The organism is Streptomyces sp. NPDC104581 (assembly GCF_055583685.1).
The window spans coordinates 70,651-96,889 of the sequence record NZ_JBVJNN010000015.1; the positions used below are offsets into that span (position 1 = coordinate 70,651).

At 71.2% G+C, this 26,239-nt stretch carries 22 protein-coding genes, 2 tRNA genes and 1 pseudogene; 14 read left to right on the forward strand and 11 right to left on the reverse strand.

The genetic code is table 11. The features are described from left to right. Window positions 1-59: 59 nt before the first annotated feature. Both ACZ61E_RS14945 and ACZ61E_RS14950 read right to left on the reverse strand, forming a co-directional pair. The gene (locus ACZ61E_RS14945; protein ID WP_469700051.1) at window positions 60-1,454 is read right to left on the reverse strand and encodes an ABC1 kinase family protein; all 1,395 of its coding nucleotides are present in this window, start codon (window positions 1,452-1,454) and stop codon (window positions 60-62) included. A 41-nt stretch (window positions 1,455-1,495) separates the two neighbouring features. Continuing rightward, entirely contained in the window at window positions 1,496-2,731 is a 1,236-nt protein-coding gene (locus ACZ61E_RS14950) for a TOMM precursor leader peptide-binding protein (protein WP_469700052.1), read from the reverse strand. A gap of 185 nt (window positions 2,732-2,916) precedes the next feature. On the opposite strand from ACZ61E_RS14950, the gene ACZ61E_RS14955 reads away from it, so the two are divergent. The 4 genes from ACZ61E_RS14955 (at window position 2,917) to ACZ61E_RS14970 (ending at window position 6,765) form a co-directional block, all read left to right on the forward strand. Then, window positions 2,917-3,543, forward strand: coding sequence for a M48 metallopeptidase family protein (locus ACZ61E_RS14955; protein WP_469700053.1), 627 nt, complete (start codon window positions 2,917-2,919; stop codon window positions 3,541-3,543). Window positions 3,544-3,655: 112 nt separating this feature from the next. Continuing rightward, complete coding sequence (locus tag ACZ61E_RS14960; protein ID WP_469700054.1) at window positions 3,656-5,296, forward strand: TerD family protein; 1,641 nt, start codon at window positions 3,656-3,658, stop codon at window positions 5,294-5,296. 13 nt (window positions 5,297-5,309) lie between these two features. Continuing rightward, window positions 5,310-5,990 carry an AIM24 family protein gene (locus ACZ61E_RS14965; protein WP_469700055.1) on the forward strand — a complete coding sequence of 227 codons (681 nt, stop codon included), beginning with the start codon at window positions 5,310-5,312 and terminating at the stop codon, window positions 5,988-5,990. 16 nt (window positions 5,991-6,006) lie between these two features. Continuing rightward, window positions 6,007-6,765 carry an AIM24 family protein gene (locus ACZ61E_RS14970; protein WP_469700056.1) on the forward strand — a complete coding sequence of 253 codons (759 nt, stop codon included), beginning with the start codon at window positions 6,007-6,009 and terminating at the stop codon, window positions 6,763-6,765. Window positions 6,766-6,868: 103 nt separating this feature from the next. Here the strand turns inward: ACZ61E_RS14970 and ACZ61E_RS14975 are convergent, their stop codons facing one another. Both ACZ61E_RS14975 and ACZ61E_RS14980 read right to left on the reverse strand, forming a co-directional pair. After that, window positions 6,869-7,408 carry an NUDIX hydrolase gene (locus ACZ61E_RS14975; RefSeq protein WP_469700057.1) on the reverse strand — a complete coding sequence of 180 codons (540 nt, stop codon included), beginning with the start codon at window positions 7,406-7,408 and terminating at the stop codon, window positions 6,869-6,871. Beyond that, complete coding sequence (locus ACZ61E_RS14980; RefSeq protein WP_469700058.1) at window positions 7,405-8,943, reverse strand: zinc-dependent metalloprotease; 1,539 nt, start codon at window positions 8,941-8,943, stop codon at window positions 7,405-7,407. Before ACZ61E_RS14980 ends, ACZ61E_RS14975 begins: the two co-directional genes overlap by 4 nt. A gap of 193 nt (window positions 8,944-9,136) precedes the next feature. On the opposite strand from ACZ61E_RS14980, the gene ACZ61E_RS14985 reads away from it, so the two are divergent. The 4 genes from ACZ61E_RS14985 (at window position 9,137) to ACZ61E_RS15000 (ending at window position 12,476) form a co-directional block, all read left to right on the forward strand. After that, window positions 9,137-10,249 carry an SDR family oxidoreductase gene (locus ACZ61E_RS14985; RefSeq protein ID WP_469700059.1) on the forward strand — a complete coding sequence of 371 codons (1,113 nt, stop codon included), beginning with the start codon at window positions 9,137-9,139 and terminating at the stop codon, window positions 10,247-10,249. A 282-nt stretch (window positions 10,250-10,531) separates the two neighbouring features. Beyond that, window positions 10,532-10,993 (forward strand): molybdenum cofactor biosynthesis protein MoaE, encoded by a 462-nt coding sequence (locus ACZ61E_RS14990; RefSeq protein ID WP_469700060.1) that lies wholly within the window; start codon window positions 10,532-10,534, stop codon window positions 10,991-10,993. Window positions 10,994-11,135: 142 nt separating this feature from the next. After that, on the forward strand, window positions 11,136-11,309 hold the full coding sequence (locus ACZ61E_RS14995; RefSeq protein ID WP_469700061.1) for a hypothetical protein: 174 nt from the start codon (window positions 11,136-11,138) through the stop codon (window positions 11,307-11,309). A gap of 75 nt (window positions 11,310-11,384) precedes the next feature. Beyond that, window positions 11,385-12,476, forward strand: coding sequence for a YlbL family protein (locus ACZ61E_RS15000; protein ID WP_469700062.1), 1,092 nt, complete (start codon window positions 11,385-11,387; stop codon window positions 12,474-12,476). 87 nt (window positions 12,477-12,563) lie between these two features. Here the strand turns inward: ACZ61E_RS15000 and ACZ61E_RS15005 are convergent, their stop codons facing one another. Further along, window positions 12,564-13,160, reverse strand: coding sequence for a PPA1309 family protein (locus ACZ61E_RS15005; protein ID WP_469700063.1), 597 nt, complete (start codon window positions 13,158-13,160; stop codon window positions 12,564-12,566). Window positions 13,161-13,319: 159 nt separating this feature from the next. Here ACZ61E_RS15005 and ACZ61E_RS15010 point away from each other — a divergent pair, with 159 nt between their 5' ends. The 4 genes from ACZ61E_RS15010 to ACZ61E_RS15025 all read left to right on the forward strand — a co-directional run bounded on the left by ACZ61E_RS15010 (window position 13,320) and on the right by ACZ61E_RS15025 (window position 18,728). Then, complete coding sequence (locus tag ACZ61E_RS15010) at window positions 13,320-16,238, forward strand: UPF0182 family membrane protein (protein ID WP_469700115.1); 2,919 nt, start codon at window positions 13,320-13,322, stop codon at window positions 16,236-16,238. A 43-nt stretch (window positions 16,239-16,281) separates the two neighbouring features. Continuing rightward, a tRNA-Met gene (locus ACZ61E_RS15015) sits at window positions 16,282-16,355 on the forward strand. A gap of 237 nt (window positions 16,356-16,592) precedes the next feature. Further along, entirely contained in the window at window positions 16,593-18,563 is a 1,971-nt protein-coding gene (locus ACZ61E_RS15020; protein WP_469700064.1) for a tetratricopeptide repeat protein, read from the forward strand. Window positions 18,564-18,654: 91 nt separating this feature from the next. Continuing rightward, window positions 18,655-18,728: transfer RNA gene (locus ACZ61E_RS15025), tRNA-Met, on the forward strand. Between the two features lie 97 nt (window positions 18,729-18,825). Here the strand turns inward: ACZ61E_RS15025 and ACZ61E_RS15030 are convergent. Next, window positions 18,826-19,242: a Fur family transcriptional regulator gene (locus tag ACZ61E_RS15030; RefSeq protein ID WP_469700065.1), complete on the reverse strand. Its 417-nt coding sequence runs from the start codon at window positions 19,240-19,242 to the stop codon at window positions 18,826-18,828. 142 nt (window positions 19,243-19,384) lie between these two features. Between ACZ61E_RS15030 and ACZ61E_RS15035 the strand changes: the two genes are divergently transcribed. Further along, the gene (locus tag ACZ61E_RS15035) at window positions 19,385-20,836 is read left to right on the forward strand and encodes a catalase (protein WP_469700066.1); all 1,452 of its coding nucleotides are present in this window, start codon (window positions 19,385-19,387) and stop codon (window positions 20,834-20,836) included. Window positions 20,837-20,928: 92 nt separating this feature from the next. Here the strand turns inward: ACZ61E_RS15035 and ACZ61E_RS15040 are convergent, their stop codons facing one another. Together ACZ61E_RS15040 and hisN are read right to left on the reverse strand one after the other, a co-directional pair. Further along, window positions 20,929-21,330 carry a CBS domain-containing protein gene (locus tag ACZ61E_RS15040; protein WP_469700067.1) on the reverse strand — a complete coding sequence of 134 codons (402 nt, stop codon included), beginning with the start codon at window positions 21,328-21,330 and terminating at the stop codon, window positions 20,929-20,931. A gap of 238 nt (window positions 21,331-21,568) precedes the next feature. Further along, window positions 21,569-22,369 (reverse strand): histidinol-phosphatase, encoded by an 801-nt coding sequence (hisN, locus tag ACZ61E_RS15045; protein ID WP_469700068.1) that lies wholly within the window; start codon window positions 22,367-22,369, stop codon window positions 21,569-21,571. 150 nt (window positions 22,370-22,519) lie between these two features. Between hisN and ACZ61E_RS15050 the strand changes: the two are divergent. Then, window positions 22,520-22,975: pseudogene (locus tag ACZ61E_RS15050) on the forward strand (TetR/AcrR family transcriptional regulator); the annotation flags it as partial. Window positions 22,976-23,378: 403 nt separating this feature from the next. On the opposite strand, the gene ACZ61E_RS15055 reads toward ACZ61E_RS15050, so the two are convergent. The 3 genes from ACZ61E_RS15055 to aroA form a co-directional block, all read right to left on the reverse strand. After that, window positions 23,379-23,705 carry a DMT family transporter gene (locus tag ACZ61E_RS15055; protein ID WP_147873948.1) on the reverse strand — a complete coding sequence of 109 codons (327 nt, stop codon included), beginning with the start codon at window positions 23,703-23,705 and terminating at the stop codon, window positions 23,379-23,381. Window positions 23,706-23,829: 124 nt separating this feature from the next. After that, the gene (gene rsgA / locus ACZ61E_RS15060; RefSeq protein WP_469700069.1) at window positions 23,830-24,840 is read right to left on the reverse strand and encodes a ribosome small subunit-dependent GTPase A; all 1,011 of its coding nucleotides are present in this window, start codon (window positions 24,838-24,840) and stop codon (window positions 23,830-23,832) included. Between the two features lie 4 nt (window positions 24,841-24,844). Then, complete coding sequence (gene aroA / locus ACZ61E_RS15065; protein ID WP_469700070.1) at window positions 24,845-26,221, reverse strand: 3-phosphoshikimate 1-carboxyvinyltransferase; 1,377 nt, start codon at window positions 26,219-26,221, stop codon at window positions 24,845-24,847. Window positions 26,222-26,239: the final 18 nt, after the last annotated feature.

Here is a 26,239-nt window from a genome sequence, read left to right on the forward strand (position 1 = left end):
GCCGGTCCTCAGGGACCGGCCCCCGCGGCGCGTTCCCGGCCACGGGACACGGCCCGGTGTCAGGCGCCCGCCTCGACCTCGGGCTCCTCCTCGTACGCGAACTCCTCCGGCAGGAAACCGGGCAGCCACCCCTCCAACTCCTCGCGCAGCCGCACCGTGGCGTTGAGCTGGCAGAGCACCCCGATCGTGCTCAGGGTGACGCGGTGGATCAGCAGATAGGCGGGCGGCAGATTCAACTGCTTCCCCAGCTGATGGGCAGGGGACCGCGGATCGGCTATCCGGGCCGCCTGGGTGCGCATCCACCCCCGGCTGAAGGTGAACTCCTCGGCCTCCGCCGGCTCGATGATCGGCACCAGATACTCCAGCACCGCGTCCGGGTCCAGATCGATCGACTCCTTGACGAAGCCCTCCGCGCACAGCAGTGCGTAGACCGCCTCGGCGTCGCCCTCCAGCGTCAGCCGCAGCGACTCGCCGATCGTCTCGGGCAGCCCGCCCGGCAGCCGGTCGACGGTGCCGAAGTCCAGTACACCGAGCCGCAGTTCACCTTCGGCGTCCATACCGTCGTCCCCGGCGCCTGCCGGCGGCAGCAGCCGGAAGTTGCCCGGGTGCGGATCCGCGTGCAGCAGCCCCGTACGAGCCGGTCCCGAGAAGAGGAAACGCGCCAGCAACTGGCCCGCGCGATCGCGCTGCTCGTCGGTGCCGTCGGCGATCACGTCCGCCATCGGTATGCCGTCGATCCACTCCGTGACCAGCACCTGCTCGCCCTGGTGCACCACATCGGGCACCACCACATCGGGATCGTCCGCGAACTCCTCCGCGTGCTCCCGCTGGGCCCGCGCCTCCAGCTCGTAGTCCAGCTCCTCCGACACGCGGTCGCGCAACTCCGTGATCAGGGGCTTCACATCCATGCCCGGGATCAGCGGTCCCAGCAGCCGGGCGAACCGGCTGAGCTGCGCGAGGTCGGACAGCAGTGCCTCGCCCGCCCCCGGGTACTGGACCTTGACGGCCACATCCCGCCCGTCGTGCCACACCGCCCGGTGCACCTGGCCGATCGAGGCGGCGGCCGACGGCTTCTCCTCGAACTCCAGGAACAGCTCACGCCAGTCCTCGCCGAGCCGCTCCGTCAGCACCTTGTGCACCGTGCTCGTCGGCATCGGAGGGGCCGCCTCCTGGAGTTTGGTGAGCGCCGCCCGATACGGCCCCGCCACCTCCTCGGGCAGCGCGGACTCGAAGACGGACAGGGCCTGGCCGAACTTCATGGCCCCGCCCTTGAGCTCACCGAGCACCTTGAAGAGCTGGTCCGCCGTGCGCTGCTGGAGCTCGCGGCCGACGATCTCCGCGGACTTGCCGCCGATCCGCTTGCCCAGACCCCATGTGGCACGACCGGCGAACCCCAGTGGCAGCGCGGCCAACTTGGCAGTTCGAGTGACCGCCTTCCGGGGAAGATCAGACATACGCCCCTCCAATTCCCAGACAGCCGGGCCGCCTATGGCGGTTACCGCACCATTGTGTCCTGCGGCGCCCCTGGCACGGTCATGCCCTCTCCCTCAGCTTCTCCGGCGGCCCCGCAGGGACAGGCCGGATGCGGCACGATCCGCTCGGAACGCCAGTCGAGCAGGGGCAGTGTGATCTCCCAGCGCGCTCCCGTGCTCGCCGGCAACTGCCCGTCCAGGAAGGACAGCGCGTGGGCGGCGGTGAGACCGGCCACGGTGGTGGCGAGACCCAGATCACACGCCGGTGTGACCGATGCCCGGCGCCCCGACCGCCACTGCGCGAGCATCAGCGGCCACCCCGGCTCCCGGCCGACCCGCTCCTCGGTCAGACAGCCCGCGCACGCCGTGCCGCCGGGAAGCACCAGAGGACCCACCACACCCGTGGCCTCCACAACTCCCGCGTAGAGATGAGGAGTCCCGGTGGCGATCCAGCGCTCGGCCGACGCCGGATCCGGCGCGTAGGCCGCCAGCCCGTCGCGTGGCGCGACGATCACCAACGACAGCCCCGCCCCGCCGCCGACACTCACCCGCGCCGCCCGTTCGTCGGCCCGCTCGTGCCTCCCGGCCCCCCGCCCGCCCGCCGACGAGTCGTCGACGGCCCCGGTCCCGGCCTCCCCCGCACCGGGCCCCGCTCTGCCGGCCCGGCCCGGTGCCGAGCGCCGCACCAGATGCCGCGCCGCCACGTCCCTGCGCTCACCCACTGACTCCGCGGGCAGCCCGCCCGGCGCCACGTCCCACGCCTCGGCGATCCCGCTGTCCAGCACATCCACCCGGCCCACCCCGGCGGCCGAGAGAGCCGAGGCGACGACGGCGCCGACGCGGCCCGCCCCGCGCACCTGCACACGCATCGTCCGCCGCGCCGCCAGCCGGTCGATCGCCGCTCCCGGCTCACGGTGGGTGACCGACAGTGACGCCAGATCCGCGCGCAACCGGTCCAGCTCGACCTTTCGATTCCGTAACGCTTCGGCGGCCCGCCCGCCCGCGGTGCTGTCGTCGAGCAGCCCGGCCGCCGCGAGCCGGTCCACGAGCGCGTCGGCCTTGCCATCGGGCAGTCCCATCGTCCGCGCTTCCTCCCGCAACAGCGGAAGTCCTCGCGTGCCGTCGAGCAGATCGAGAAAACTTCCCGTCGTCGTGTCGACGGGGCCCACCACGACCGCGTGCGCGGGCGTGATTCCGAACTGCACCGTCTGCCGCTCCCGCCAAGCCCGTCGCAGCGCCGGCTTCACCATTGGATGCATATTCGTCTCCCCCGTGTGCCTGTCCCGCGATCGGAATCCAGAATGCAGGGAACCGGTGAGACATGCGGAGAGTTATCCACAGGCGTGGGGAATTAGCCGTTCAAATGACGGGTGCATGGAGTGGATCAAGATCAGAGAGTTCCCGCGACGGGACGTCCCCGACCGGCAGCGGGTAACGTCGAAGCGTGTCCGCCGAACCTTCCCCTCGCCTTGATGCGGGGGAATCCCCACCGCACGGCGCCGGAAGCGAGGAACGCGGCGTGACCGGCCGCCCGCAGCGCGGTCCGGCGACGAGCGCCGTCGAGGTCCGCAGGAGCGCCCGGCGCAACAGGACGGTCTCGGCCTACCGCGAGGGCGACCGCACCATCGTGCTCATTCCGGCCCGGATGTCGGAGGCCGAGGAGCGGCGCTGGGTGACGGTGATGCTCGACAAACTCGCCGCGCAGGAGAGCAAGCGCATCCTCGGCGACGGCGATCTGACCGACCGGGCCAAGCGGCTGTCCGAGCTGTATTTCGAGGGCCGGGCCCGCCCCGCGTCCGTCCGGTGGGTCACCAACCAGAACACCCGCTGGGGCTCCTGCACCCCGGCCGAGGGCAGCATCCGCCTGTCCCACCGGCTCCAGGGCATGCCCGAGTACGTCGTCGACTACGTGCTCGTGCACGAACTCGCGCACCTGCTCGTTCCCGGACACGGCCCGGGTTTCTGGAAGCTGCTGGAGGCGTATCCGCGTACCGAAAGGGCCCGCGGCTACCTCGAAGGCGTCGTCGCCGGCGAGCGGCTGCCGCATCTGCCGGCCACTCCCGGAGAGTGACGGCGACCCTCACCGGTCGTGTACCGAATCTGTACCGACTTGGCCCAATCTCGTAGGCAACCGTTAGCCTGACGCGACGTGTTCAGCTCGGGATGGGGGACGGTCGTTACGCATGGCGAGGGAATTCCAACGCGGCCACAAGGCCAAGATCAGTGACCTCACGCAGGGGACGGATCTGTACGTAGGTGTGCAGATCACGGCACCCGGCTTGACGTTCGACATCAGCTGTTTCGGCCTCGACGCCAATGAACAGCTCTCGGACGACCGGTATTTCATCTTCTTCAATCAGCCGAAGTCCCCAGAGGAATCCGTCCAGTTGCTGGGCGCGCAGTCCGGGGACACCGAGTCATTCCGGGTAACGCTCGACCGCATTCCCGCGAACATCCAACGGCTCTCCTTCACCGCCACCATCGACGGCGCCGGACAGATGTCCCAAGTGGGCCCCGGATACATCCGGATAGTCGCCGGCGGCGAGGAAGTCGTCCGATACGCGTTCACCGGCTCGGAGTTCACCACCGAACGCGCGGTGATGCTCGGAGACTTCTATCTGAAGGACGTCTGGCGCTTCGCCGCGGTCGGCCAGGGCTTCGACGGCGGTCTCGACGCACTGCTCAAGAACTTCGGCGGCGAGGTCGCCGAGGAGGAGCCCGCCGCCCAGCCGCCCGCCGGTGGAGCCGCGCCCGGATTCGCCCCGCCGCCCGGTGGCCCCGCCCCCGCCCCGGCATTCGGGGCCCCGGCCGCGCCCCAGGCCCCGCAGCCCGCGCCGTCGTTCGGCGCACCGCCGCAGGCCCCGGCCCCGGCGCCCGCCCCTCACCCGGTGCACGGTGCGCCGACCGTCGCCGCGCCCATGGCGCCGCCCGCGCCGTCGCCGTACGCGCAGCCCGGCCAGCCGCAGGCGCCGCAGCAGCCGCCGTTCGGCCAGATCCCCGGCCAGGCTCCGGGACAGGCACCGCCGGGCCAGTTCTCCGGCCAGTTCCCCGGTCACGGCCAGCCGCCCGGCGCGCCCTCGCCGTACGGGCAGCCGACGCCGCCTCCGTACGGAGGGCAGCCCCCGGGTGCACCCGGAATGCCGCAGCCCGGCCAGCAGGCCGGAGCCGGTCTCCAGGCGGCGCTCCAGCCCTACCGCGAGGCGGCCACCGGCCAGCGCTGGACCCCGCAGAACCAGCAGCTCATGCGGGTCGACCTGGCCATGGGCGGCGCGTCCGTACTCGCCCGGCAGGGCAGCATGGTCATGTACCAGGGCAAGGTCGACTTCGGCTACAAGGGCGCCGGTTTCGCCGGTCGTATCGTCGGCAACGCGACCGGGCAGGAGATGCAGCTGATGCGCTGCTCCGGCCGGGGTCAGGTCTTCCTCGCCGAGGAGGCCGCGCATCTGCACCCGATCGAACTCCAGGGCGACGGAATCTGCGTCTCCGCGGAGAACGTCCTCGCCTTCGACGAGTCCCTCCAGTACGAGGTCCGTCGTATCGAGGGCCACGGCATCCCCGGTGGAGCCCTGTTCACCATGCTGTTCCAGGGCACCGGCACCGTCGTCGTGAAGACCCACGGCGTCCCCGTCGTCCTGCCCGTCACGCCCACGACCTTCGCCGACAGCAACGCCGTCGTCGCCTGGTCCGCCGCGTCGCAGGTGATCCTCTCCAGCCAGGTCCGGCTGCGCCGCAACGCGTATCCGGGGCACAGCGGAGAGACCGTGAACCTCCAGTTCCGGGGAGCCCCCGGAAACTTCATCGTCGTCCAGCCGTACGAGGTCTGAGGGAGCCCGGCACATGAACCAGCAACTCGCGGGCTTCGCCCCGACCCCCGTCACGGCCCGGATGGAGAACCACGGCCGCACCATGCTCAAGGTCGCCATGACCAGTGGGCAGGACCTCTACGCGCGCACCGGCTCGATGGTCGCGTACGAGGGCTTCGTGCAGTACGAGCCCAATCCGCCCGCCGTGCGCCAGATCGCCGGCCAGTGGGTGACGGGTGAGGGCACACCGATCATGAAGTGCGCCGGAGACGGCCTGCTCTACCTCGCCGACTACGGCGCCGACGTCGTCGTGATCAATCTCAACAACGACTCGATCTCGGTCAACGGCACCAACCTGCTGGCCTTCGACGCCCACCTCCAGTGGGGCGTCGAGAAGGTGAAGGGGCTGGCCAAGTTCGCCGGACAGGGCCTGTGGAACATCACGGTCGGCGGCACCGGCTGGGTCGCCCTGACCTCGCGCGGCACGCCGATCGTCGTCGACTGCGGCCGCGGTGAGGACGAGACGTACGTCGACCCCGACGCCCTCGTCGCCTGGTCACCCGGGCTCAAGGTGAAGGGCAAGCGGAGCTTCAAGGCCTCGTCCCTCGTCGGGCGGGGCAGCGGGGAGGCCTACCAGATGGCCTTCTCGGGCCAGGGCCTCGTCGTCGTACAGCCCAGCGAGGACAGCACCGACCGCCTGCGGGTCCGGGGCTGAGGGGGAGGGGAACATCATGCAGAGCCCGCTTTTCGGACTCGCGGAGACACAGTCCCAGGACCGTTACGCCGTACAGAACCCGCAGCTGCTGCGGGTCGCGCTGACCGGCCACGACGACGTCCTCGCCCGCAAGGGCGCGATGGTCGCCTACCAGGGACTCATCGACTTCGACGGTGAGTACCAGTCACCGGGGCAGCGCCGCGCCAGGGCCAACACCGGCGAGGGCCTCGATCTCATGCGCTGCTCGGGTCAGGGCACGGTCTACTTCGCCAACCTCGCGCAGTACGTGCACGTCGTGGACGTCGACCAGGAGGGCATGACCGTCGACAGCGCCTACGTCCTGGCGCTCGACTCCTCGCTGCACATCGAGGTCATCGCGGTGGACAGCCAGTACGGCATCTCAGGCTCCGGCAAGTACCAGCTCAACATCTCGGGCCGGGGCAAGGTCGCCCTGATGACGTCCGGGCAGCCGCTGATGATGCACGTGACGCCGGACAAGTACGTCAGCGTGGACGCCGACGCGATCGTGGCGTGGTCCTCCGCGCTGCGGGTGCAGATGCAGGCGCAGACGCATTCGTCGGGCGTACGGCGCAGGCGCGGCAACACCGGCGAGGGCTGGGAGCTGAGCTTCCTCGGCCAGGGCTTCGCGCTCGTGCAGCCCAGCGAGGTCATGCCGCCGCAGAACGCGGAGATCGGCCAGGGCGCGCGTGCGCAGTTCGGCGTGGGCCAGCAGGGCGCCCACGCCCAGAACCAGAACAACGTCTGGAACCGCTGACCCGGGTCCGCCGCCGGTCCGCCGGTCCGTCGTCGGTCCCGGGACGTCAGGGGCGGTCTCCTCGGAGGCCGCCCCTGCCCCCGGTCACGTCACGCCGGGCGCGTCAGCCTTTCGCCCGCGCCGGGAGCGCCGCGCGCGTGCGCTCCAGGAGCCCGACGACCGATCCGTCGGCGACCGCCGCCACCTCGTCGTAGGCGAACCAGCGCAGATCCAGCGACTCCTCGCTGATCTCCTCGACCGCGCCGGCCGGGGCCAGCGCGGCGTACTGGACGTCCAGATGCCAGTGACAGGGCGCCGGAAGGGCGTGCCGGTCGAGCTGTACGGGCCCGCCGGGCAGCAGCGTCAGCCCCGGGATCCCGGACTCCTCCGTGGCCTCGCGCAGCGCCGCGGCGGCGAGCGAGGTGTCGCCGGGCTCGCAGTGCCCGCCCATCTGGAGCCACATGCCCAGCTTCTTGTGAAGGGTCAGCAGGGCACGGCCCCGCTCGGGGTCGATCACCAGGGCGCTCGCCGTGATGTGCCCCGCCTCGCAGGACTTCCACAGCCCGTCCGGACGGGCCGCCAGGTGGTCCAGGTAGGCGCGGCGCAGCCCGTCCTGGCCGTCGTACGTCTCCAGTACGCCGACGGCGTCGTCGTGCAGACTCACTTGGCGCCGTCGTCCTTGCCCTCGTCCTTGCCCTCGTCCTTGCCCTCGGCCTCGCGCCCGTCGTCCTGGCCCTTGCCGCCCGCCCCGCCCGTGGCGCCCTCGTCGGCCCGGCCGGTGCCGGTGTCCTTCTCCGGCGTGGGCTTGCCGTCGGCGGCCTCGCCGAGCAGCTTGTCCAGCTCGGAGAAGTCCGCGTGCTCGTGGTGGACGAAGCCGTCCGGGTCGTCCAGGTCGGAGGCGGTCGGCAGCATGTCGGGGTGCTCCCAGAGCCCGTCGCGGCCGTCCACGCCCCGCGCGTCCGTCAGCGACGCCCAGAGCCTCGCGGCGTCCCGCAGCCGCCTGGGGCGCAGCTGGAGGCCGATGAGGGTGGCGAAGGTCTGTTCGGCCGGACCGCCCGAGGCGCGCCGCCTGCGCAGCGTCTCGCGCAGCGCGTCCGCCGAGGTCAGCCGGGACTTGGCGGCCTCGTGCACCACCGCGTCCACCCAGCCCTCGACCAGCGCCAGCGCCGTCTCCAGACGGGCCAGGGCGGCCTTCTGCTCGGCCGTGTCCTCCGGCTGGAACATGCCCTGCTGGAGCGCTTCCTGAAGCTGCTCGGGGTTCGACGGGTCGAGCTGGCTGACGGCGTCCTCCAGCTTGGACGAGTCGACCTTGATGCCCCGCGCGTACCCCTCGACGGCGCCGAACAGATGCGACCGCAGCCACGGCACATGGGCGAAGAGGCGCTGGTGGGCGGCCTCGCGCAGGGCCAGATACAGCCGCACCTCGTCCTGCGGGACACCGAGGTCCTTACCGAAGGCCGCGACGTTCAGCGGCAGCAGCGCCGCCTTGCCGGCCGGGCCCAGCGGCAGCCCGATGTCCGTCGAACCGACCACCTCGCCCGCGAGCACGCCCACGGCCTGCCCGATCTGCTGGCCGAACATGGCGCCTCCCATGGAGCGCATCATGCCGATCAGCGGGCCCGCCATGGCCTGCATCTCCTCGGGCAGCACGTCCCCCATGGCGGCGCCCACCCGCTCGGCCACCGGGTCGACGAGCTGCTGCCACGCGGGGAGGGTCGCCTCGACCCACTCGGCGCGGCTCCACGCCACAGTGGACACCGCGCCGGACGGCAGGGACGTCGCGGCGTCCAGCCAGACGTCCGCCAGGCGGACGGCCTCCTCGACGGCGGTCCGCTCGCCGGGGCTCACGCTGGAGTCCTTCGTGCCGTCGGGCGTGCCCTGCGAGACCTGCCGTCGGGCGATCTGTTTGGCCATGTCCCAGTTCACGGGACCGCCCTCGTAGCTCAGCATCTGCCCTAGTTGCTGGAAGGCCGCGCCCAGGTCGTTCGGATTCATCGATCCGAACATCGCGGCGAACGGATTGTCCCCGCCCGCGGCGCCGGGGCCACCGGGACCGCCGGGGAAGCCGAACCCCGAGAAGGGGTTGCCCCCGCCCTGGCCGCCGGCACCCTGACCACCTCCGGCAGGGCCGTTCTTCTTGCCGTCGCCGTCCTCTGGCTCCTCCGGCGGAAGGCCGAATCCGAATGGGGTGTCACTCACGGGTTTCCTCGGCTCGTTGGGCCGCCGGCTTATCCGCCGACGGCGACTGCCCGACAACACCACCCAGCGTAGACATCCGGGCCCGCATCCGGGCTCGGTGCTCCGCCAACGCTTGGCCTGCGGCAGGATGGACGCCACCTGGTACGTACGTGTCGTACACGTCCGTACTGAAGACAACCGCTGGAGACGCCCGGTGAGTTCCCCAGATCCACAGGTTCGCGCAGCGCGAAACCGCTCAACCCCCACCCCGCCGCGCGGCCCCGTCGTCGCCGTCACCGGAGCCGCATCCGGCGTCGGAGACCTGCTCACCCGGCGCCTCGCGGCGTCCGATGAGATCAAGCAGGTCGTCGCGATCGACGAGCGCCGCGGGGAGGTGGGCGAGGCGCAGTGGCACATCCTCGACGTACGGGATCCGGCCATCGCCGAGAAGCTGCGCGGCGCGGACGTGGTGGTGCACCTGGCCCTCGATCTGGACCTGGAGCGGGACGCGGCGGCCCGTACGGCGTACAACGTCCGGGGCACCCAGACCGTGCTCACCGCGGCCGCCGCCGCGGGCGTGCACCGGGTCGTCCTGTGCACCTCGGCCATGGTCTACGGCGCGCTGCCCGACAACGACATCCCGCTGTCGGAGGACGCGGAGCTGCGCGCGACCGCGGAGGCCACGGGCGTCGGCGACCTCCTGGAGATCGAACGCCTGGGCCGCCGCGCGCCGCGCGCGCACCCCGGCCTGAACGTCACGGTCGTCCGGCCCGCCGTCCTCGTCGGCGGCACGGACACCGCTCTCACCCGCTACTTCGAGTCACCCCGGCTGCTGGTCGTGGCCGGCTCCCGGCCCACCTGGCAGTTCTGTCACGTGGACGACCTCGTCAGCGCCCTGGAGTACGCGGCGCTGGAGAAGGTCGACGGCGAGTTCGCGGTCGGCTGCGACGGCTGGCTCGAACAGGAGGAGATCGAGGAGCTGAGCGGTATCCGCCGCATGGAGCTGCCGTCCGCCGTCGCGCTGGGCGCCGCCGCCCGGCTGCACCGGATCGGCCTCACGCCGTCCCCGGCGGGTGACCTCGCGTACACGATGCATCCCTGGGTGGTCAGCGTCGGCCGTCTCCACGACGCGGGCTGGCGGCCCCGGTGGACCAACGAGGACGTCCTCGGCGCGCTTCTCGAAGAGGTGGAGGGCCGGCACACCGTCGCGGGCCGGCGCCTCGGCCGCAAGGACGCCACGGCGGCCGGTGCCGCCGGTGCGACGGTCGCCCTGCTCGGCGCGGCGGCGGTGGTGCGCCGCGCCCGCAAGGCACGCCGGCGCCTCTAGGGTCTGTCCACGAACCGGCGTCGTCCGCCCGCAGGCCGCAGGATCGCCCTCGTACGGGACGTGTTCGCGCGACTTCCGGCAACGCGGCGGGGGCGCCTGCCGGGCGCCGTGAGCCGGAGGCCGGTTCGAAGACAGGACCTGGGCCCCGGATGTTCCGGTGCGCCGCCCGGGAGGGTCGCTCTCCGTAGGAGGCCGTGCCGTAGGACTCTCCGAACGGCGGGCCCGGCCGCCGGCCGAACGCGCCATTACGTGATGGCGGCGCCGTACGGCACGATGGGCCGCATGGCACGCATCGAGGAGCATCCGGGCGAGAGAGCGGCACAGGACCCCGTCCGGCTGCTGGCGATACGCGAGACCCCGCTGTCCGTCGACGAGATCTTCCGGGCCGTCGGGGACGACGCGGCGGGCGGTACCGCCCTGTTCGTCGGGACGGTCCGCAACCACGACGGCGGCGCCGACGTGGACGCCCTCGGATACTCCTGCCACCCGTCCGCCGAGGCAGAACTACGCCGGGTGGCCGAGAAGGTGGTCGCGGACTTCCCCGTACGCGCGCTCGCGGCCGTCCACCGTGTGGGTGACCTCGCCGTGGGGGACCTGGCGGTCGTCGTCGCGGTGTCCTGCCCGCACCGCGCGGAGGCGTTCGAGGCGTGCCGCAGGCTGATCGACGACCTCAAGCACGAGGTGCCGATCTGGAAGCACCAGACGTTCTCCGACGGTACGGAGGAGTGGGTCGGGGCCTGCTGACGGCCCCTTCCCGACCCTGCCGTCGCCCTCTGTTCCCATGTGGCCCGATTTGCGTAACCGCCTCCCTGCCCGGAGCGTTGGAGCAGCGGATGACTAATCTGCTGATCATCGGTTCACACACACATGGGGTAAGGAGGTCGGGATGGCCGCGCTTGCCTGGTTGCTGATTCCGCTCTTCGCCGCGGTCGGCGCGGCGATATGGGGGAGCTGGGTCTCCAGGAACCGAACCATCGGGGACATGGCCGAACTGGCCGGCTACGCGCGCTTCCGGGACGCGATGTCGAAGACCGATCCCGGCACCACGGACGCCGTCTGAGGCGCCCCCGCGCACCCGCCTCGTACGGACCGGCCCCGGGGGTGCGCCGACAGACCCTTCCCGTACTGTCGTTCCATGCCACGCCGCACCGCGACGATGCTCGCCTCCACTCTCGTCCTCATCGCGCTGCTCTGTGCGGGAGTGTTCATCCCCGTTCCGTACGCGGAGATGAGTCCCGGTCCCACGGTGAACACACTCGGCGAGGCGAACGGCGAACCGGTGCTCCACATCGAGGGCCGTAAGACCTATCCCACGAGCGGTCATCTCAATATGACGACCGTCAGGGTCACCGGCGCGGATTACAAGATGAATGTCGTCGAGGCCGTCTACGGCTGGCTGTCGCACGACAACATCGTGGTGCCGCACAACACGCTCTATCCGGACGGCAAGACGGAGGAGCAGTCGACGCAGGAGAACGCCGAGGAGTTCAGCCAGTCCCAGGAGAGCGCGAAGGTCGCGGCGCTGAAGGAGGAGAACATCCCCGTCACGTCGCGGGTCGTCGTCGCGGCGGTCGTCAAGGACAGCCCCTCCCAGGGAGCCCTGCACGCCGGAGACGTCATCAAGGCGGTGGACGGCAAGGCCGTCGTGGCGCCGCCGGACGTCGCCGACATCGTCACCAAGCACAAGCCGGGTGAGGACGTCGTCTTCACCATCGTCCCGGCGAAGGTGGCCGAGGCGGCGGAGAAGGCCGGCAAGGAGCCCGAGGGCAGCGAGGACGTCACGGTCAGGACGGTGAAGTCGGACGAGGGCGACGACCGTGCCATCGTCGGGATCCAGGCCGGGACCGACCACACCTTCCCGTTCGAGATCGACATCAAGCTCGCCGATGTGGGCGGGCCGAGCGCGGGACTGATGTTCGCGCTGGGGATCGTCGACAAGATCACGCCGGGTGATCTCACGGGCGGCAAGTTCGTCGCGGGGACCGGCACGATCGACGACAACGGGAAGGTCGGGCCGATCGGGGGGATCGGGATGAAGCTGGTCGGCGCGAGGGACGCGGGTGCGCGGTACTTCCTGACGCCGGACGACAACTGCACGGCCGCGGCGTCCGACATTCCGGACGGTCTGACGCTGGTGCGGGTGAAGAACATCAAGGACGCGACGGCGTCCCTGGAGAAGATCAGGAGCGGGGACACGGCGGGGCTGCCGAGCTGCTCGACGAGCTGACCGGCGCGGGCGGTCCCCGCCCCCGGTCGCCCGACGGGCCGAGGTGGTCGCCGGACGGGCTCGAAGGGGCCCGTCCGGCGTGAGGGGTCAGGACTCGAACGTCGCCGAAAGGGCCTCCGCGAGTCCCGGCACCAGGCCCGCGCCCGTCAGCACCTGGGTCGGTGAGTCCTTCTCGCGCAGCCGCAGCGCCGAGTCCCGGGTCCCGTCGCGCAGGACGGCGACCGTCATCCGTACCTCCTGGCGGTCCGGGTGCGCGGCGACCCAGTCCACGAGCGCGGACTCGTCGAGGTCCTCGGGTACGGACGCCTCCGCGGACGGCGGCAGCATCAGCCGCTCCACCGCGATCGCGCAGCCCGCCACCGCCCCGGGCCAGGCGATCGTGGCGAGGAACTCGTCGAGCGGCGTACCCGCCGGGATCTCGTCCTGCTCGACAGGCGTGAGCGGGGCGGGTGTCGAGCCGTCGTCGAGACCGAGCTGGGTGGCCAGCTCCGGCTCGTCGGCCCGCAGCCTGGCCGTGTCGACGAGCGCGAACAGTCTGGCCGGCTGGTCCCAGCCCAGGCCGGAGGCGTATTCGTCGATCTCCAGCACCGCCCGGGTGATGGGGGTAGAGGCGACCGGACCCGATGCCGAGGACGGCTGATCGGACGAGGAGGCCGGGGAAGAGGAGGAGGAAAGGTTGGACATGGCCAACATCCTGCCTCCTTCGGACCCCCGTGCGGGAACTAGGTAAAGCCTCAGTAAGTTGCATGGGTGGGGCCTACGATCGCTTGGGCCCGCTTACAGACGCTGATTCAGCTGCTTCACACGACCGCGAACTTCGAGGTGCGCACGTTGGCTTTCCAGATGCCGGACCGCGGCGGAGGCCCGACCGGGCCACGGATCAGAGTGGGCCGGCCGTCCAGACGTGCCCGGACCCTGCTCATGACACTGGGCATCCTGGCCGTCCTGGCCATGCTGTTCGTCATGTTCGCGGGGTTCTGGACCGACTGGCTCTGGTATCGCTCGGTGCAGTACTCGTCCGTCTTCACCACCACCCTCTGGACCAAGATCGGTCTGTTCGCGGTCTTCGGTCTGCTGATGGCGGCGGCTGTCGGCGTCAACATCTGGCTGGCTCACCGGCTGCGTCCGCCGCTGAGCGCGATGTCGCTGGAGCAGCAGAGCCTCGACCGGTACCGGATGGGCATCGCCCCGTACAAGAAGTGGGTGCTGCTCGGGATCACCGCCCTGGTCGGGCTGATCGCCGGAGCGTCCGCGGCCGGTCAGTGGCGCACCTGGCTGATGTGGATCAACGGCGTCCCCTTCGGGCAGAAGGACCCGCAGTTCGACCTGGACGTGAGCTTCTACGCGTTCGACCTGCCCTGGTACCGCTTCATGCTCGGCTTCGGCTTCGCCGCCGTCGTGCTGGCCCTGATCGCCGCCGCGCTGACGCACTATCTGTACGGAGGGCTGCGCGTCACCAGCCCCGGCGCGCGTGCGACGGGCGCGGCCACCGGCCATCTCTCGGTGCTGCTCGGCGTGTTCGTCTCCCTCAAGGCCGTCGCGTACTGGCTCGACCGGTACGGGCTCGCCGTGAAGTCGAGTGACTTCAAGGCGACCGGCAACTGGACGGGTCTGCGGTACGTGGACGCCAACGCCTACCTGCCGGCGAAGACGATCCTGTTCTGCATCGCGGCCATCTGCGCCGTGCTGTTCTTCGCGACGCTCTGGCGCCGCACCTGGCAGCTGCCGGTGATCGGCTTCGGTCTGATGGTCCTGTCCGCCATCCTCATCGGCGGCCTGTACCCGGCGATCGTGCAGAAGTTCCAGGTCCAGCCGAACGAGCAGGCCAAGGAAGCGCCGTACATCGAGAAGAACATCGACGCCACGCGCGCCGCGTACGGCATCGACGACGCCGATGTGACGGACTACTCGGGCAAGGGCGCGTCGGACAAAAAGGCCGAACAGCGCAAGGCGGCCGATTCCGCCGCCAGCTACCGGCTGGTCGACCCCAACGTGGTCTCGCCCGCCTTCCAGCAGCTCCAGCAAGAACGCAAGTACTACCAGTTCCCGGACACGCTGGACGTCGACCGCTACACCGGTGCGGACGGCAAGCCGCAGGACACCGTCATCGGTCTGCGTGAGCTGAACATCGCCGGTATCCCCAAGCGCAACTGGATCAACGACCACTTCACCTACACCCATGGGTACGGAGCGATCGCGTCCAAGGGCACGGGAACGGTCACCGACGACAACAGCGGCACGGTCGGCGCCCCCGACTTCACCGAGTCCGGCCTGCCGACCAGCGGCCAGCTCGGCAAGTACGAGCAGCGGATCTACTACGGCGAGAAGACCCAGCAGTACTCGATCGTGGGCGGCCCGCAGAAGGAGCTCGACTACGAGAAGAACGGTGAGCGGACCACCAGCTACAAGGGCAAGAGCGGCGTCGACCTCTCCAGCCCGGTGAACCGCGCGGCGTACGCCGTGGCGTTCAGCGAGCCGCAGATGCTCTACTCGGGCGCCATCGGCGAGGGTTCGCGGATCCTGTACAACCGCACGCCCAAGGAGCGCGTCGAGGCGGTCGCGCCGTGGCTGACCATCGACGGCGACGCCTACCCGGCCGTGGTGGACGGCAAGATCCAGTGGATCGTCGACGCCTACACCACGACGAACGGCTACCCGTACGCCTCCCGCACCACGCTGGGCGACACCACGGCCGACTCGCTGACCAACAACCAGCGCGCGGTCGTCGCCCAGCAGAACCAGGTCAACTACATCCGCAACTCGGTGAAGGCCACCGTCGACGCGTACGACGGATCGGTCAGCCTGTACCAGTGGGACACCAAGGACCCGGTGCTCAAGACCTGGATGAAGGCGTTCCCCGACACGGTGAAGCCGAAGGCGGACATAAAGCCGGAGCTGCTGGCCCATCTGCGGTATCCGCAGGACATGTTCAAGGTCCAGCGCGAGCTGCTCACCCGGTACCACGTCACGGACGCCGCGCAGTTCTACAGCGGCTCCGACGCGTGGCAGGTGCCGGACGACCCGACGAACAAGGACAACAGCGCGGTCCCGCCGTACTACCTGAGCCTGAAGATGCCGGGCCAGGCGTCCCAGAAGTTCTCGCTGACGACGACCTTCACACCCAACGGCCGTCCCAACCTGGGCGCGTTCATGGCGGTCGACGCCGATGCCACCAGCAAGGACTACGGCACGATCAGAGTCCTGAGAGTGACCTCCACGGTCCAGGGACCGCAACAGGTGCAGAGCGAGCTGAACGGCGTACCCGAAGTCGCCACGTTCGTCCGTGACATGAGAGGCACCGACTCGGACATCGAGTACGGCAATCTCCTGACCGTCCCGCTCGACGGGGGCTTCCTCTACATCGAGCCGGTGTACGCCCGCGGCGGCAGCGCGAACTATCCGCTGCTGAAGAAGGTGGCCGTCTCCTACGGAGGCAAGCCGGTCTTCAAGGACAGCCTGTCCGAGGCGCTGAACGCGGTGTTCGGTGTCGACGGCGACGAGCCGCCACCGGAGACGACGCCACCGGGCGACGGTGACACGACGACGCCGCCGGCCACCGGTGACGCGGCGCTGAAGGACGCCATCGCCGACGCCCAGAAGGCGTACACGGACGGTGAGGCCGCTCTGGCGAAGCAGGACTGGGAGGCGTACGGCAAGGCCCAGGAGGACCTTCAGGACGCCCTGGGGCGGGCTGCGGAGGCGGAGAAGTCCGCCGAGGAGCCCGCCGAACCACCGGCGGGCGGGAGCGACGACAAGAGCTGATCAGCGGTCACCCCGCGTCGTGATACGGTTTGGAACACAACGACGCGGGGTGGAGCAGCTCGGTAGCTCGCTGGGCTCATAACCCAGAGGTCGCAGGTTCAAATCCTGTCCCCGCTACTTATCAGGCGAAGGCCCGGATCCGGCAAGGATCCGGGCCTTCGCCGCGCCTTGCGGTGTCTTCGTATCTGTTCGTGGCCGGTCCGTGACCGTGTGTTCGGTGAAGTGGGCGGTGGGAGTGGTGAGTTGACCTCAGAGGCGTTTGGGTTGTCTCTCTGTGGGCATGTCGACAAAACGCTGAAGTGACCTTGCTGGCCGCGATATACCGGGTGTACGCGGGTAACAGGTGGTGCAACGATGGACTTTATGGGGGACAGGGCAACTCTGTTGGAGACAGGGCGGTTTGTGCCGCGACAGGTGAATGATCCCGCCGACGCCGAGAACTCCGGGGGCGCGGCCGCCGCCACGGCCGCCGGTGACCCCACGGAGAACACCGACGCCGAGACGGAGGCGCGCCACCGGCGCGCCGCCGACACGGGTGACGTCGCGTCGATGAGTGTGCTCGGCGCGCTGCTGCTGCGCCGCGGCGATCTCGACGCCGCCGAGAAGTACCTGCGCGAGGCCACCGCCGCGGGCGACCGCGCCGCCGCCAACAACCTGGGAGTCCTCCTCCACCAGCGCGGTTACACCGAGGAGGCTGCCGGCTGGTGGCGGGTCGCCGCCGTGGCCGGATCGGCCGCCGCCGCCCACGCCCTCGGCCGCCACTACCGCGAGCAGGGCGACGAGCCCGCCGCCGAGTACTGGCTGCGGCTCTCCGCCGAGCAGGGCCACGCGCTGGGCGCGTACGCCCTCGCCGATCTCCTGGAGCACCGCAGCGACGTCGGTTCGGAGCGCTGGCTGCGGGCCGCCGCCGAGCAGGGGCACCGGGAAGCCTCGTACCGCCTCGCACGCGGCCTGGAGCGGCGGGCCCGCCAGGCCGCGCGTACCGGCACCAGCGTCCACGCCGTCATCACCCGCAGACGGGACGGCGCCCGGGACACTTCGGCCCCGGGCGACCGCCGGGCCGCCGCCCATGTCGGCGCGGCGGTCCCTGCCGCGGAGGCCGACGCCGGGCAGTCGCTCCTCGCCGAGGCCGCCCAGTGGTACCGGCAGGCGGCGGCCCGCGGGCACCGCCGGGCCGCGCTGCACCTCGGCGCCATCCTGGAGAGCCGAGGCGAGCTGAAGGAGGCCGGGCGCTGGTATCTCACCTCCGCCGAGGACGGCGAGGCGCGGGCCGCCTGCGCCCTGGGCTTCCTGCTGCGGGACGCGGGCGACGAGGAGAGCGCCGCCGTCTGGTGGCTGCGGGCCGCGCAGGACGGCGACGGCAACGCGGCCAACGCCCTCGGCGCGCTCCACGCCGCGCGCGGCGAGCAGCAGACCGCCGAGCGCTGGTACCGCGCCGCGATGGACGCGGGCGACGTCAACGGGGCGTACAACCTCGGGCTGCTCTGCGCCGCCCAGGACCGTACGGCACAGGCCGAGCAGTGGTACCGGCGGGCCGCGTACGCGGGCCACCGCGAGGCGGCCAACGCCCTCGCCGTCCTGCTGCTCCAGGCCGGTGACCCGACCGGTGCCGAGCCGTGGTTCTCCAAGGCGGCCGAGGCGGGCAGCGTGGACGCCGCGTTCAACCTCGGCATCCTCCACGCGGGCCGGGACGACGACCGTACGGCCCTGGTCTGGTACGAGCGGGCTGCGGCTGCCGGGCACACCGAAGCGGCCCTCCAGGTCGGCATCGCCTGCCTCAGGGACGGCGACGAGCAGGCGGCGGAGCGGCATCTGCGGTGCGCGGCCGGCGGCGGCAGCACAGAGGCGGCCTTCCGGCTGGCGACGGTGCTGGACGCGCGGCAGCCACCGCCGGGCGCGCCCGCGCTCGGCGAGTCGCAGCCGGAGAAGACCGAGTGCGAGCAGTGGTACGAGCGGGCGGCCGAGCACGGTCACCGGCGCGCCCAGGTGCGGGTCGGGATGCTCGCGGCCGGTCGCGGCGACGTGCCGGAGGCGGCGCGCTGGTACCGGGAGGCGGCGGAGGCGGGCAGCCGCAACGGCGCCTTCAACCTGGGGCTGTTGCTGGCCCGCGAGGGCAGTGAGCGGGAGGCGGCGCTGTGGTGGTCCCGCGCGGCGCAGGCCGGCCACGGGCGCGCGGCCCTGCGGCTCGCGCTGCTCGCGGCCCGGCGGGGCGAGCTGGCCGAGGGGCAGCGCTGGTGCGCCCGCGCCGTGGAGTTGGGGCCGTCCGAGGTGGCCGAGCGGGCCGCGCGGCTGCGCGAGGCGCTGCACCAGGAGCTGACCGCGTGAGCGGCGGTCGCCGTCGGGCGACCGCCGTCCTCCCGCCGCCGCGAAGGAATTTGCGCTGGTCGACAGGGTGACGTAATGTCGAGTTCACCGACGCGGGGTGGAGCAGCTCGGTAGCTCGCTGGGCTCATAACCCAGAGGTCGCAGGTTCAAATCCTGTCCCCGCTACTGAAGTAGGACGAAGGCCCGGATCCGATCCAGGATCCGGGCCTTCGTCGTGCGCCGGGGCGGACGGTGCGCTCGGCCCCGGCCGGGGCCAACGGGCTCAGGCCCGCGCGCAGTTGGGGCAGGTGCCCCGATAGGTCACTTCCACGTCCGAGACCGCGAAGCCGAAGCGCTCCGTCGCGGGCAGGTCGGCCAGCGGGTCGCCCACCGGGTGCACGTCGCGGATGGTGCCGCACCGCGCGCAGACCAGATGGTGGTGGGGCCGGTGGGCGTTCGGGTCGTACCGCTTGGCGCGGCGGTCCGTGGAGACCTCGATGACCTCTCCGAGCGCCACCATCTCACCCAGGGTGTTGTAGACGGTCGCTCGGGAGATCTCGGGCAGCCGGGCGACGGCCCGCGCGTGCACCTCGTCCGCCGTGAGGTGCACGTGGTCCCCGTCGAGGACCTCGGCCACCACACGGCGCTGGGCGGTCATCCGCCAGCCGCGTTCGCGAAGTCGTTCCAACAGGTCACTCATGAGGATCAGCTTAACAGTGAAGCCGCCCAGATCCTGAACGAGTGTGGAGTTGGACCCCTGCTTGACTTAGACAAAGTCCACCGTAGGATCGTGACAGACAACCGCCGGGGGACGGGTTCAGCAGGCAGACCAGGAGGCGCACGTGACGCAGGGACCGCTCACCACGGAGGCCGGCGCGCCGGTGGCCGACAACCAGAACAGCGAGACGGCCGGCGCCGGTGGCCCCGTTCTGGTCCAGGACCAGGCGCTTCTGGAGAAGCTCGCCCACTTCAACCGCGAGCGCGTTCCCGAGCGCGTCGTGCACGCCCGCGGCGCCGGTGCGTACGGCACGTTCACGCTCACCCGTGACGTGTCGCGGTGGACGCGTGCCAAGTTCCTCTCCGAGGCCGGCAAGCGGACCGAGACCTTCCTGCGGTTCTCCACCGTCGCCGGCAACCTCGGCTCGGCCGACGCGGTCCGCGACCCGCGCGGCTTCGCGCTGAAGTTCTACACCGAGGAGGGCAATTACGACCTCGTCGGCAACAACACCCCGGTGTTCTTCATCAAGGACGCCCTCAAGTTCCCCGACTTCATCCACACCCAGAAGCGCGACCCGTACACCGGCAGCCAGGAGGCCGACAACGTATGGGACTTCTGGGGTCTGAGCCCCGAGTCGACACACCAGGTGACCTGGCTCTTCGGCGACCGGGGCATCCCGGCCACGCTGCGCCACATGAACGGGTACGGCTCGCACACGTACCAGTGGAACAACGAGGCCGGCGAGGTCTTCTGGGTCAAGTACCACTTCAAGACCGACCAGGGCATCAGGAACCTCACCACCGACGAGGCGAACGCGCTCGCCGGCGCCGACCCCGACAGCCACCAGCGCGACCTCCGCGAGTCCATCGAGCGCGGCGAATTCCCGTCCTGGACCGTGCAGGTCCAGGTCATGCCCGCGGCGGACGCGGCCGGCTACCGCTTCAACCCGTTCGACCTCACCAAGGTCTGGCCGCACGAGGACTATCCGCCCGTCGAGATCGGCAAGCTGGAGCTCAACCGCAACCCGGAGAACATCTTCGCCGAGGTCGAGCAGTCGATCTTCAGCCCGGCGCACTTCGTGCCCGGCATCGGCCCGTCGCCCGACAAGATGCTCCAGGGCCGGCTGTTCGCGTACGGCGACGCCCACCGCTACCGCGTCGGCGTCAACGCCGACCATCTGCCGGTGAACCGTCCGCACGCCACCGAGGCGCGGACGAACAGCCGCGACGGCTTCCTGTACGACGGCCGCCACAAGGGCGCCAAGAACTACGAGCCGAACAGCTTCGGCGGCCCGTTCCAGACGGACAGGCCGCTCTGGCAGCCCCTCCCGGTCACCGGTACCACCGGCAGCACCGAAGCGCCCCACCACGCGGAGGACGACGACTTCGTGCAGGCCGGCAATCTCTACCGGCTGATGCCGGAGGCCGAGAAGGCCCGGCTCGTCGACAACCTCGCGCGGTTCATCTCCCAGGTCTCGCGCGACGACATCGCCGAGCGGGCCATCGGCAACTTCCGCCGGGCGGACGGAGACTTCGGCAAGAGGCTGGACAGCGCGGTCCAGGCACTGCGCGGCTGACGGCCCTCGCCGATGAGGTGGTGGAGGCCGGGTTCCGGGACGGACCCGATTTCCACCACCGTCCCGCCGGCGTCTCCCGGCCCGCCGTGATCTCAGCCGGTCAGTGCCGAGGGGCGCCGCGCCGCCGGGGCCCAGCAGCGGATGATGTCGCGCACGGAGACGATGCCGACCGGCTCCCGGTCGTCGCAGACGATCAGATGACGGAAGCCGCCGTGCGTCATCGCCTCGGCCGCCTCCTCCAGGGTCCAGACCGGTGAGGCGTACACGACCTCGGTGGTGGTGTGCGTCCCGGCGAGTTCCTCCTCGGGATCCTGGCCGGCGCCGATCGAGATCAGGATGTCACGCTCGGTGATGATCCCGAGGCCGCTCTTGTCGGGGTCCAGGACGACGGCCGCGCCGACCCGGCGTGCCGCCATCAGCTGGGCGGACTGGCGGAGTGTGTGGGTGGGCCCGATGGTGAGGACCACCGTGCTCATGGCGTCACGGACGAGCATGGATGGAGCCACCTCCTAGGTGATCCGGTCCCTCTGCTGGAGAACGGATTCACAAGTTCACAAGTGGGGGTAGTCTCAGAGTGGCACCGGCACGGTGAGTCAACAAGGGGGCGGACGGGGCGAGGGACCCGGCGCGCGATGATCGGAGCGGTACGCCCCCGGCGCCCCAAGGATTCCTCATCCCCCGGATGGCCTATCGCCGACGGTAAAATCTCGGCTCGGCGCCGGCGGGCGCCGGTCAGTAGCGCTGGTTCAGATAGCCGAGCAGCTCCTCGTGCAGCACCCCGTTCGACGCCGCCGCGTTGCCGCTGTGCGGCCCCGGACGCCCGTCCAGGCCCGTGAACCGCCCGCCCGCCTCCTGGACGACGACCGACGGCGCCGCCATGTCCCAGAGCGACAGCTCCGGCTCCGCGCACATGTCCACGGAACCCTCGGCGACCATCATGTACTGCCAGAAATCGCCGTACCCGCGCGTGCGCCAGCAGGCCCGGGTCAGATCCAGGAACCCGTCGAGGCGACCCTGCTCCTCCCACCCCTTCAGGGACGAGTGCGCGAACGAGGAGTCCCCGATGCGCGAGACCTTCGAGACGTGCAGCCGGGTCGCCGCGGAGAGGCTGCGGCCCGAGTACGCGCCGCCGCCCTTCGCCGCCCACCAGCGGCGCGCCAGCGCGGGCGCCGACACCACGCCGACCACCGGTTCGTAGCCGCCCTCGCCCGCCACCATCAGCGAGATCAGCGTCGCCCAGACGGGCACGCCGCGCACGTAGTTCTTGGTGCCGTCGATCGGGTCGACGACCCAGCGGCGCGGCCCGGTGCCCTCGATGCCGTACTCCTCGCCCAGCACGGCGTCACGGGGCCGCGCGCGCTGGAGATTGCCGCGGATCAGCTCCTCGGCCGACTTGTCGGCCTCACTCACCGGGGTCATGTCCGGTTTGGTCTCGACCTTCAGGTCGAGGGCCTTGAACCGGTCCATCGTCGCGGCGTCGGCCGCGTCCGCGAGGACATGGGCGAGTCGCAGATCATCGTGGTAATCGGGCATGGTCATCACAGTATCGACAGCGTCCGAGATCGGGCTACGGGCCATTGCCGCGGCCGGCCGGCGGGCGGCCGGACCCGTATCCGGTCCTCTTGACAGCGCCCGAGGCTGCGTCAACTCTGAGTGCGGAGCCGAACGGCCCGGGAGGCGACGATGCCTACAGCGCGTGAAGCCCTACTCAACGCCGCTCTTTCTGCGCTCACGGACCAGTCCTGGTCCGCCGTCAGGATGGTCGACGTCGCGTCGGCCGGCGGGGTCTCGCGGCAGACCCTCTACAACGAGTTCGGCAGCAAGGACGGTCTCGCCCGCGCGCTCGTACGGCGCGAGGCGGATCTCTACCTGTACGGCGTCGAGCGGCTGCTGGCCGAGCCGGCTGACCCGGTGGACCGGCTGGTGTCGGTCGCCGAGTGGACGGTGTCCGAGGCCCGCTCCAGACCCCTGCTGCGCGCCCTGCTCACCGACGGCTGGACCGAGCGCCAGCCGGCGCCGCGTCCCCTGCGCCCTGCCGCCCCTCCGGGGGGCGCGCCCGCCCAGCGCCGCGCGGACGCGGGGCCGCCCGCGCCCGCGGAGCTGGTGGCGGCGGTACGGAACCGGGCCGTGGCCGCGCTGGACCCGGCGCGGCCGGACCGCCGGGGCCGTACGGAGCAGCTCAGGAGCGACCCACCGCGTACCGACGCGCTGCGCGCGCAGGCCGGGCGGGTGCGGCGGGCGCGCGCCGAACAGGCGAGGGCGGAGCAGGCGCGCGCCGAGCAGGGGCGTACGCCTGCCCACCCCGGAGCGGAGCGGGCCCGGCCCGAGCAGCTCCGGTCCGACCCCCTCCGGCCCGAGAACGGCCGCTCCGTCGCACCGGCCCGCGCCGCCGACCCCGCCCTCCGTACGAAGGACGAGTCCGCCGAGCTGGCCTTCCGCTGCGAGCTGGCCGTACGCCTCGCGCTGGCGCATGTCGTCGCGCCCGACGGGGAGCCCGTCGGACGTCTGGTGCGCGCGGCCGTCACCGGGCCGATGGCGCCGGTCAGTGCTGCGACGACCCCGAGAGCTGGAGGCCGATGACCCCGATGATGACCAGTGAGATCGAGACAATCTTCAGCGTGGAGACCAGGTCGTCCAGGAAGATCATCCCGTAGATCGCCGTACCCGCCGCGCCGATGCCGGTCCACACCGCGTACGCCGGTCCGACGTCCAGCTTCTTGAGGGAGAGGGTCAGCAGACCGAAGCTGGCCAGCGCGAAGACGGCGAAGGCGATGGTCGGCCAGAGCCGGGTGAATCCGTGGGAGAGCTTGAGACAGACGGCGAAGCCCGTTTCGAGCAGCCCCGCGACCACGACCAGCACCCATGCCATCGTCTCTGTCTCCCCGTATCGCCCACCGCGTCTCTTCCACGCCTCGGCAACCCTTGGCAGGGCTTGCCGGGACGTGGTGAGTTTATGCACTTAAGGGTGGTTGTGGGCGGAGAACGGGGCGGGATCAGTCGCCCTCGCGCCGTTCCCGGGTGGAGAGCAGCCGGCGCAGCGAGTCCAGCCTCGACGGGTCGGCGTGGCCCTCGGCCACCCACGCGTCGAGCGCGCAGTCCGGTTCGTCGTGGCTGCACGCGCGCGGGCAGTTCTCCGTGCCCGGTACGAGATCCGGGAAGGCCAGGATGACGCGCGAGGGATCGACGTGGTGCAGGCCGAAGGAGCGGATGCCGGGAGTGTCGATCACCCAGCCGTCCGCCTTCTCCAGCGGCAGCGCGAGCGCCGAGGTGGTGGTGTGCCTGCCACGCCCGGTGACCGCGTTGACCTGCCCGGTCGTGCGCCGCCGGTCGTCCGGTACGAGGGCGTTGACGAGCGTCGTCTTGCCGACACCGGAGTGGCCGACGAACGCGGTCGTCCGTCCTTCGAGGTGTTCGCGTACGCGGTCGGCCGCCTCGCCGCTCGCCAGTTCGTCCCGGCGCGTGACGACGTATCGGATTCCCAGCGGCCGGTAGGTCTCCAGCAGTTCGTCCGCCGACGCCAGATCGGACTTGGTCAGGATCAGCAGGGGTTCGAGACCCGCGTCGAACGCCGCGACCAGACAGCGGTCGATCAGCCGGGGCCGGGGCTCGGGGTCGGCGAGCGCCGTGACCACGGCGAGCTGGTCGGCGTTGGCGACGACCACGCGCTCGAAGGGGTCGTCGTCGTCCGCGGTGCGCCTCAGTACGGAGCGCCGCTTCTCGATCCGCACGATGCGCGCGAGCGTGTCCTTCTTCCCGCTCAGGTCGCCGACGAGCGACACCCGGTCCCCGACCACGGCGGCCTTGCGGCCGAGTTCGCGTGCTTTCATCGCCAGGACGACGGTGTCACCCACCAGACAGGTGAGCCGGCCCCGGTCGACGGTCAGGACCATGCCCTCGGCCGCGTCCTCGTGCTTGGGACGGATGTTCGTACGCGGTCGGTTGCCCTTGGGGTTGGGGCGGGAGCGGATGTCGTCCTCGTCCGGGTTCTTGCCGTAGCGGCGCATCGCGTCAGGCTCCCGCTCCCGCGAGCATCTCGGTCCACATCAGCGGGAAATCGGGCAGGGTCTTGGAGGTCGTCGCGACGTTCTCGATCTCCACGCCGTCGACGACGAGGCCGATGATCGATCCGGCCGTCGCCATGCGGTGGTCCTCGTACGTGTGGAAGACGCCGCCGTGCAGGGGGCGCGGGCGGATGTGGAGCCCGTCGGCGGTCTCGGTGACGTCGCCGCCGAGTTCGTTGATCTCCTTGGTGAGGGCGGCCAGCCGGTCCGTCTCGTGCAGCCGCAGATGGGCGACGCCGCTCAGGGTGGAGGGGCCGTCGGCCAGGGCCGCGACCGCGGCGATGCCGGGGGTCAGCTCGCCGACCTCGCCCAGGTCGACGTCGATGCCGTGGATCCGGCCGCCGCCGGTGAACGTCAGCCCCTGCTCGGTCAGTTCACAGGAACCGCCCATTTCGGTGAAGATGCGGCGCAGCGCGTCGCCGGGCTGTGTGGTGCGGGCGGGCCAGTCCCGTACCGTCACCCGGCCGCCGGTCACGAGGGCGGCGGCGAGGAACGGCTGGGCGTTGGAGAGGTCGGGCTCCACGGTCAGGTCGCGGCCGAGGACCGCGCTGGGGGAGACCCGCCACACATCGGGCTCGCCGCCCGTCTCCGGCTCGTCGACCTGGGCGCCGACCCGGCGCAGCATGTCGACGGTCATCCGGATGTGCGGCAGGGACGGGAGGGTGGCGCCGACGTGCCGTACCTCGACGCCCTGGTTGAAACGCGGGGCCGACAGCAGCAGCGCGGAGACGAACTGGGACGACGACGAGGCGTCGATCTCGACCGTGCCGCCGTCCAGCGCGCCGCCGCCGTGCACGGTCAACGGGAGCGAGCCGCGGCCCTCGTCGTCGATGCGGGCGCCGAGGGCGCGCAGGGCGTCGATGACGCCGCCCAGCGGGCGTACGTGGGAGCGGGGGTCGCCATCGAAGTGGACCGGGCCGTCGGCGAGGGTCGCGACGGGCGGCAGGAAGCGCATGACCGTGCCCGCGTTGCCGACGTCGACCGTGGACGGGCCGTGTAGTCCGTTGGGGAAGATCCGCCACGCCTCGCCGGTGAAGGACGGGTCCCCGCTGCCGCGCGCGGGGTTCATTGAGCCCGCCGCGGCCGAGCTGGAGGAGACCGTCTCCTCGATGCCTACGCCCATCGCGCGCAGGGCGTCCGCCATCAGGAGCGTGTCGCGTGAGCGCAGGGGGCGGCGCAGCCAGCCGGGTTCGGCGGCGAGCGCCGCGAGCACGAGTCCGCGGTTCGTGACCGATTTCGATCCGGGCACGGTGACCGTCGCATCGACGGCCCCGCTCGCGTACGGGGCGGGCCAGGGGGCAGGGTGCACGGCGCTTTCGGTCATGGCCTTTACTTTAATGGC